This is a genomic window from Nostocoides japonicum T1-X7 (assembly GCF_001046855.1).
Classification (GTDB): domain Bacteria; phylum Actinomycetota; class Actinomycetes; order Actinomycetales; family Dermatophilaceae; genus Nostocoides; species Nostocoides japonicum.
In genome coordinates this window covers 5,138,510-5,139,637 of sequence record NZ_HF570958.1, presented here as the reverse complement: position 1 = coordinate 5,139,637, position 1,128 = coordinate 5,138,510, and the positions used below count along the sequence as shown (strand labels likewise).

At 74.6% G+C, this 1,128-nt stretch carries 1 protein-coding gene; it reads left to right on the top strand.

The genetic code is table 11. The features are described 5' to 3' along the window. Window positions 1-78: 78 nt before the first annotated feature. On the top strand, window positions 79-1,128 hold a 1,050-nt coding region (locus BN12_RS23190; RefSeq protein WP_048556807.1), incomplete at its 3' end, for a DNA repair protein RadA.

Below are 1,128 nucleotides of genomic sequence, written 5' to 3'. Positions count from 1 at the left end.
CGGGGCCTGAGCACCACCCCGCCCCCACCGAGCCGTCTGGCCATCGTCGATGTCGGTGGGCGTCCGTACGGTGTCGCCATGAGCTCCAAGACCAGCCGCCCGAAGGCCGACTCCTATCGATGCACCGAGTGCGGCTGGACGACGATCAAGTGGGTCGGGCGGTGCGGCGAGTGCCAGGCCTGGGGCACGGTGACCGAGGTCGGCGCCGTGGCGGTCCGGACGACGGCGGCGGCGGCGGTCACGAGACCGGCCCTGCCGATCGGCGAGGTCGACTCGTCGCACGCCGTGGCGCGGTCGACGGGGGTCGCGGAGTTCGACCGGGTCCTCGGCGGCGGCATCGTCCCGGGGGCCGTCGTCCTCGTCGCGGGCGAGCCGGGCATCGGCAAGTCCACGCTGCTCCTCGACGTCGCGGCCCGCTCCGCGCGGGCGGGCGACGGCCACGCCGTCCTCTACGTGAGCGGCGAGGAGTCGGCAGCCCAGGTCAAGGCCCGGGCCGAGCGCATCGAGGCGATGGCCCGCACCCTCTTCCTCGCCTCCGAGACCGATCTCGCGACCGTCCTCGGCCAGATCGAGACGGTGCGGCCCGAGCTCGTCGTCGTCGACTCCGTCCAGACCATCGCGAGCGGGTCCGTCGAGGGCGCGGCGGGCAACGTGTCCCAGGTCCGGGAGGTGGCGGCCGCGATCATCGCCGCCGCGAAGTCCCAGGGCATCGCCGTGCTCCTCGTCGGCCACGTGACCAAGGACGGCTCGATCGCCGGGCCGCGGGTCCTGGAGCATCTCGTCGACGTCGTCGTCGCCTTCGAGGGCGAGCGGCACTCCCGGCTGCGGCTCGTGCGCGCCGTGAAGAACCGCTTCGGGCCCACCGACGAGGTCGGCTGCTTCGACCTGTCCGACGTCGGCATCACCGGCCTCGACGACCCGAGCGGCCTGTTCCTCTCCCAGCGCGCGCAGCAGGTCCCGGGCACCTGCGTCACCGTCGCGCTCGAGGGCCGGCGGCCCCTGCTCACCGAGGTGCAGGCCCTCGTCGCCCCGAGCGCCGTCCAGACCCCCAGACGCGCGACGAGCGGACTCGACCCCGCGAGGGTCGGCATGGTCATCGCCGTCCTCACCCGCCGGGCCGGCGCCCCC